This is a genomic window from Janthinobacterium sp. HH104, from assembly GCF_001758715.1.
GTDB classification, from domain to species: Bacteria; Pseudomonadota; Gammaproteobacteria; order Burkholderiales; family Burkholderiaceae_D; genus Janthinobacterium; species Janthinobacterium aestuarii.
This window is the reverse complement of sequence record NZ_LRIB01000054.1, coordinates 286,701-293,234: the sequence shown is the minus strand read 5'-3', so window position 1 is coordinate 293,234 and position 6,534 is coordinate 286,701. Positions and strand designations below refer to the sequence as shown.

Here is a 6,534-nt window from a genome sequence, read left to right as displayed (position 1 = left end):
CCTATTTCATTATTTCTTGTGAACATTTGATATTTTAAGTTAGACGCCAATCCGAAGATTGACGCTGCACTTACATCAAATGCCCACACTTATCGACTGTTAATTGTTAAAGAACTGTATTCGGTACTGCTTTCGCGCTATCGACAAAGCGTTGTGTTTGTCAGCTGCGAAGAAGGAAGAGTATGAAGCGTTTGCAGCATTTCGTCAACCTTCTTTTTCTACTACCCAGCCCCGGAAGGCCGTCCCTTTTGTGCCGCAAACCAGTGCGTCTCATCGGGGAGGCGAATCATATCAAAGACCGTCGAAGTTTGGCAAGCGCTTTTCCAGGAAAGCGTGCATGCCTTCTTTTTGCGCCGGCGTACCGAAGGCGGCCTGGAACAAACGGCGCTCGTAGGCGACACCATCGGTCAAGGTCGTTTCAAAGGCGCGGTTGACGCAATCCTTGATCATCATGGCAACCGAAGTCGGCATGGCGGCGATGGTCTTGGCGGCGGCCAGGGTTTCTTCCAGCAATTTATCTGCCGGCACCACGCGCGACACGAGGCCGATGCGTTCCGCCTCGGTGGCATCGATGGTGCGCGCCGTCAGCAGCAGGTCCATGGCCTTGGCCTTGCCGATGGCGCGCGGCAAACGCTGCGTACCGCCCGCGCCCGGCGTGACGCCAACCTTGATTTCCGGCTGGCCGAACTTGGCGCTGTCAGCGGCGATCAGGAAATCGCACATCATGGCCAGTTCGCAGCCGCCACCGAGCGCATAGCCGGCCACGGCGCCCACCACCGGTTTGCGCACGCGCAAGATATGCTCCCAGTTACGGCTGATGTAGCCCTGGGTATAGGTATCGGGGTAGGTGTAATCGGCCATGGCCGCGATGTCGGCGCCGGCGGCAAATGCTTTTTCGCTGCCCGTGAGCACGATGCAGCCGATACTCTCGTCGGCGTCGAACTTCAGCAAGGCGTCGCCCAGCTCATTCATCATGTTGTCGTTCAAGGCATTCAGGGCCTTGGGTCGGTTCAGGCGGATGACCGCCACTTTGTCCTGGATATCGATGATCAGGTCTTCGTATTGCATGGTGTCTCCTCTCGATGAACGGTGCAACGATTGTAGCGGCTAACGGCAGCGGCGCGGCAGGTGCGCTGCTATTATTGTGAGCCCGATCTTTTTTATCGAGCAGCATATTTTCTCTTCCCTCTTCCAGTATTGCGCCCACTATCTGCGTGGCGACGGCAGCGCCGCCAGCGTCAATTTCCGCCGCCTGTGGTTCAGCAACGGCCTCAATTGCTTCGGCGCCCAGATTACCTCGCTGGCCCTGCCCCTGTGCGCGGTGCTCTTGCTGCATGCGACACCGGAACAGATGGGCGTGCTGGTTGCGCTGCAGGCGCTGCCGTTCGCCCTCTTCGGCTTGCCCGTCGGCGTGCTGCTGGATCGGCGCAGCAAGCACCCGATCATGCTGTTCAGCGAAAGCATGTCGGGCCTGGCCCTGGCCAGCGTGGCCGTGGCTTACTGGTGCGGCGTGCTGTCGATGCCATGGTTATATATAGTGGGCTTCATCATCGGCACGGGCTTCGTCGTCGGTGGTGGCGCCGAACAGGTGTTTCTGACTTTCCTCGTGGGCCGCGACGGCTTGATCGATGCGCAGTCCAAATTTGCCGCCACCGAATCGGCTTCGCGCCTGATCGGTCCCGGCCTGGCCGGCGTGCTCGTGCAAGTGCTGTCGGCGCCCGTCGCCATCCTGTGCACGGCCTGCGGCTATCTGGTTTCCGTCTTCAATCTGCGCGCCATGAGCGTGCGCGACCCGCGACCCGCGCCGTCCGACAAGCACGCTTTGCGCGACATCGCCGACGGCTTGCTGTTCGTCTGGCGCGAACCGCTGCTGCGCGGGCTGGCCTGGGGCGCCGGCATCTGGCACTTCCTGTTTTACGCCAGCATGGCCTTGACGGTGCTGTTCGCCACGCGCGACCTGGGCATGAGCCCGGGCGTGCTGGGCATGACGCAGATGCTCGGTGGCGCCGGCGTCCTGCTCAGCGCCTTCATCGTCAAGCCGCTGACGCGCCGCTATGGCGCCGGCCGCACCATCCTGATCGGCCTGGCATCGACTTCGCTCTGCTTTGCCCTGACGCCCACGATACCCGCCGCGCTGTTCGGTAGCGCAGCGGCCAGCGCCGTCGCCTATGCCGTTCTGATGTTCTTTTTCGATTGCGGCGTGATGCTGTTCTTTATTCCCTACCTGGGCTTGCGCCAAAAAGTCACGCCCGACCCCATGCTGGGCCGCATGACGTCGACCATGCGTTTCCTGACGGTAGCGACGGCGCCGCTGGGTGCGCTGGCCGCCGGCTGGATAGCGGAACATTTTGGCGTGCGCAATGGCCTGGCCTGCATCGCGGCCGGCAGCATCGTGTTGACGGTGGCCATGGTGTGGGGCACGCCGCTGCGTAGCGTGCGCACCTGAAGCGGTGAACGGGAATACACTGGCAAAAGATTGCTTTGGCGACACTATTCACGCCAAAGCCCGTGAGGTTTGATTTACATCAAGGTTTTAATTGATGTAAATCCATAAGCTGTCTTACATCACTTGAGGAGCACGCTATGTTTAACACCATCTTATTTCCCACCGACGGCTCGCCGCTGTCCGACAAAGCCGCCGAGACCGCCCTCGCCTTCGCCCAATTGAACAAGGCCAAGCTGGTCGCCATCAGCGTGGTGCAACCATTCCCGTTCTCGCCGATGGCGGACGGCGGCATCGTGCTCGACGCCAGCCTGTATGAACAGCAGATGCAGGAAGCGTCGCAACGCGCCATCGACAAGATCGGCGCAGCGGCAGGCGCCGCCGGCGTACCTTTCGAAGGCGTGGTCGCCGTGTCGCCGAGCCCGCACGATGAAATCGTCAATGCGGCGCAAACCTACCATTGCGACATCATCCTGATGGCTTCGCACGGCCGCAAGGGTTTGAACAAGCTGTTCGTGGGCAGCGAAACGCAAAAAGTGCTGGCCCACACCCACCTGCCAGTGATGGTCTTGCGCTAAGCCACACCACGAACTGCCCGGCGACGCTTTCCCTAGCGCGCCGGCGCCTGCTTCGGCAACAACACCCACACGGCGCCGCTCTGCTTCATGCGGCCCGCATTCTCGGCCGCTTCCGCGCCAAAGCCAAAGAAATAATCGACACGGATCGGCCCGCGAATGGCGCCGCCCGTATCCTGCGCCATCACCAGCCGCTGCATGGGAATCTCGCTATTGGCTTGCGTGGTGGCCAAAAACACGGGTGCGCCCAGCGGCAAAAAGCGCGAATCAATGGCCACCGAACGCTGCGGCGTCAGCGGCACGCCCAGCGCGCCCTTCGGCCCCACTTTCGGGTCGGGCAAGCGCTCTTCCTTGAAGAACACATAGCTGGGATTGGCGTTGAACAATTCATCCTTGCGCGTAGGATGGCCGGCGATCCACGCCTTGATGCCCTGCGCGGACGCCTGGCTCAAGGTCAGCTCGCCCTTGTCGACCAGGTAGCGGCCAATCGATTTGTACGGATGGCCATTCTGGTCCGCGTACGCCACGCGCACGGTTTCCTGCGTATCGGTCAGCTGCACGCGGCCGGAGCCCTGCACCTGCAGGAAGAAGGCCTCGACTTCATCATCCACCCACAGCAATTCCTTGCCCGTGACGGACGTGGCGCGCTCGATGTCGGCGCGGGTCGCGTACGGTATCACTTTCTTGCCGACCAGCTTGCCCCGCAAGCGCATGTTCTTCAATTCCGGATACACGCCGGACAAATCCACCGAGACGAGGTCGTCGGGCACCTTGTACAGCGGTGTCTGGTATGGGCCGCCCCGCTTGCGCGCCCCGTGCAGCAGCGGCTCGTAGTAGCCGGTCACCAAGCCGGTACTGGCGCCATCGGCGGTGATGACTTGATTCGGCACAAAGAAGGTCTCGAAGAACAGGCGGATGGCCTTGTCGCTGTCGGCATTCACCTGGCGCGCGATCGTGCACGACTCCTTCCAGTCCGGACGTTTCACCAGCACGCCGCACGATGCCATGAAAGCGGGCCAGGCGGCGCGCATGTCGTCGCGGGCCCAGCCAGGCAAGGCGGCAAACTTGGCGGGCACGAAGGTGGGCGCCGCCACATCCGCGGCATCCTTGGCCTCTGCCGGCTTGGCCGGAACCGGCCTGACGACGGTCGGCGCGATGGGCGGCGCCTTGCCGCTGGCAGCGGGCGGCGCGGGCGGCGTGGTACAGGCGGACAACGCAAGCGCGACGGCACCGATTGAAACGGGTAGACTACCGCGTGTCAACAGACGGCGGGTAAATACTAAGCTGCGGGTAAATAACATAGGGGTGCGTATGTGGATCTTGATGATAGAGGCGCTGGTGGCGTTCTTCTTGCTGGCATTTATAGTCTGGTGGACCATGTATTCGGGTAAAAAACCCGTCCCACCGGCGCGCAAGCAGCTCGGCGAAGAACAGGACAGCACCGAAAAACTTAAGTAAGGGGCGCAAGCCCCCCGGCGTTGCGTCAATGCAGGGTGCGTGGCACCGACAGCACGAACTCGGGAATCGGCGCTTCAAACTGATGGCCATCTTCGGCCACGCAGAAATACTCGCCGTGCATCGAACCTTGCGGCGTGCCCAGCATGGTGCCGCTCGTGTATTCGAACTGTTCGCCCGGCTGCAGCAGCGGCTGGTGGCCGACGGCGCCCAGGCCGCGCACCTCTTCCACCTTGTTGTTCGCATCCGTGATGACCCAGTGGCGCGAAATCAGCTGCGCGCCAGCCGTGCCCGTGTTGACGACGCGGATCGTGTAGCTGAACACGTGCCGCCCCTGGTCCGGTGCCGATTGCTCGGGCAGGTATTGCGTCTTGACCGTTACCGTAAATTCATAAGTCGCCATCGTCATTCCTATTCAGACATTGCCAGTCGTATTGTGTGTCGCGCGCGACGCATAGACCATCGCGCGATGCGTATTCCGTGTTTCATCGTGCTTCAATAAGGCATGGTAGCGGCGTCAAGCGTAAAATAGCGCATCTTCGCATTTTCTATCCTTTGGCTACTCCACCATGACTACATTCCGTATCGCTCCCAGCATCCTGTCCGCCGACTTTGCCCGCCTGGGCGAGGAAGTGCGCAACGTCGTTACCGCCGGCGCCGACATCATCCACTTCGACGTGATGGACAATCACTATGTGCCGAACCTGACCATCGGCCCGCTGGTGTGCGAAGCGATCCGCCCGCACGTACAAGTACCCATCGACGTGCACCTGATGGTCAAGCCTGTCGATCGCATTATCCCGGATTTCGCCAAGGCTGGCGCGAACATCATCACCTTTCACCCGGAAGCGTCCGAGCACGTCGACCGCTCCTTGCAGCTGATCCGCGACAATGGCTGCAAATCGGGCCTGGTATTCAACCCGGGCACGCCGCTGCACTACCTGGAACACGTGATGGACAAGATCGACATCATCCTGATCATGTCCGTCAACCCGGGCTTCGGCGGCCAGTCCTTCATCCCGCAGGCGCTGAAGAAAATCGCCGAAGCGCGCCGCATGATCGACGAATCGGGCCGTGACATCATGCTGGAAGTCGATGGCGGCATCAAGATCGACAACATCGCCGCTGCCGCCGCTGCCGGCGCCGACACCTTTGTCGCCGGCTCGGCCATCTTCGGCAAGCCCGACTACAAAGCCGTCATCGACGCCATGCGCGCCGAGCTGGCAGCCGTCAAGGGCGCCTGATGCAAGCGGGCACGGTGAAAGACCACGTACTGACCGGCGTGCGCGCCGCCATCATCGACCTCGATGGCACGATGCTCGACACCGTGCCCGATTTCCATGTCGCCATCAACGGCATGCGCGCCGAACTGGACCTGGCGCCCATCAGCGCCGACGCCATCAAGCTGATGGTCGGCAAGGGCTCGGAAAACCTGATCCGCACCGTACTGGCGCTCGACTTCGACGCGGCCGGGGTGGAACAGCGTTTCGAGCAGGCGATGGACGGCTACCAGCGCCATTACCTGGCCATCAACGGCCAGTTCAGCACCCTGTACCCGGACGTGGAAGCGGGGCTGGCGGCGATGAAGGCGGCGGGCCTGCGCCTGGCCTGCGTCACCAACAAGCCGATCGCCTTCGCCCTGCCCCTGCTGAAGCAGAAAAATCTCGACCAGTATTTCGAGATCGTCTACGGCGGCGATTCGCTGCCGAGGAAGAAACCGGACCCGCTGCCGCTGCTGCAAGTGTGCGCGGACTTCGACCTGGCGCCCGCCAAAGTGGTGGCCATCGGCGACTCCTCGAACGACGCGCAAGCGGCCAGGGCTGCGGCTTGTCCCGTACTGACGGTACCCTATGGCTACAATCACGGACACTCTATACACGATACCGATTCCGATGGTATAGTAAAGACACTGCTCGAAGCAGCCCGTTTTATTAGCATGCAAAACTAACCGGCATACTGACCAAACCCACCACCATATCGTGAACACGTTTCTCATCAAAAAACACAATGTCACCCAAACCGGCTCGATTGAGGCCTGGCTTTGGCGACGCTGGCAATCCT

8 protein-coding genes are annotated in these 6,534 nt (G+C 61.4%); 5 read left to right on the top strand and 3 right to left on the bottom strand.

Annotated features, from left to right (window positions below; all coding sequences use genetic code 11):
* Positions 1-291: 291 nt before the first annotated feature.
* Positions 292-1,068 (bottom strand): enoyl-CoA hydratase, encoded by a 777-nt coding sequence (locus JAB6_RS25980; RefSeq protein ID WP_070305543.1) that lies wholly within the window; start codon positions 1,066-1,068, stop codon positions 292-294.
* A gap of 76 nt (positions 1,069-1,144) precedes the next feature.
* On the opposite strand from JAB6_RS25980, the gene JAB6_RS25975 reads away from it, so the two are divergent.
* Together JAB6_RS25975 and JAB6_RS25970 are read left to right on the top strand one after the other, a co-directional pair.
* On the top strand, positions 1,145-2,446 hold the full coding sequence (locus JAB6_RS25975) for an MFS transporter (protein WP_254671803.1): 1,302 nt from the start codon (positions 1,145-1,147) through the stop codon (positions 2,444-2,446).
* Positions 2,447-2,583: 137 nt separating this feature from the next.
* On the top strand, positions 2,584-3,021 hold the full coding sequence (locus tag JAB6_RS25970) for a universal stress protein (protein WP_070305541.1): 438 nt from the start codon (positions 2,584-2,586) through the stop codon (positions 3,019-3,021).
* Between the two features lie 32 nt (positions 3,022-3,053).
* Here JAB6_RS25970 and JAB6_RS25965 read toward each other — a convergent pair whose 3' ends face one another.
* Positions 3,054-4,232 (bottom strand): murein transglycosylase A, encoded by a 1,179-nt coding sequence (locus JAB6_RS25965; RefSeq protein WP_070305539.1) that lies wholly within the window; start codon positions 4,230-4,232, stop codon positions 3,054-3,056.
* A gap of 97 nt (positions 4,233-4,329) precedes the next feature.
* On the opposite strand from JAB6_RS25965, the gene JAB6_RS29485 reads away from it, so the two are divergent.
* Positions 4,330-4,476 (top strand): hypothetical protein, encoded by a 147-nt coding sequence (locus JAB6_RS29485; protein ID WP_175444617.1) that lies wholly within the window; start codon positions 4,330-4,332, stop codon positions 4,474-4,476.
* 25 nt (positions 4,477-4,501) lie between these two features.
* Here JAB6_RS29485 and apaG read toward each other — a convergent pair whose 3' ends face one another.
* Positions 4,502-4,876, bottom strand: a complete 375-nt coding sequence (apaG, locus tag JAB6_RS25960; protein ID WP_034753698.1) for a Co2+/Mg2+ efflux protein ApaG — start codon at positions 4,874-4,876, stop codon at positions 4,502-4,504.
* A gap of 166 nt (positions 4,877-5,042) precedes the next feature.
* On the opposite strand from apaG, the gene rpe reads away from it, so the two are divergent.
* On the top strand, positions 5,043-5,717 hold the full coding sequence (gene rpe / locus JAB6_RS25955; RefSeq protein WP_070305537.1) for a ribulose-phosphate 3-epimerase: 675 nt from the start codon (positions 5,043-5,045) through the stop codon (positions 5,715-5,717).
* Complete coding sequence (locus JAB6_RS25950) at positions 5,717-6,421, top strand: phosphoglycolate phosphatase (protein WP_070305534.1); 705 nt, start codon at positions 5,717-5,719, stop codon at positions 6,419-6,421. The genes rpe and JAB6_RS25950 overlap by 1 nt, the downstream gene beginning before the upstream one ends.
* Positions 6,422-6,534: the final 113 nt, after the last annotated feature.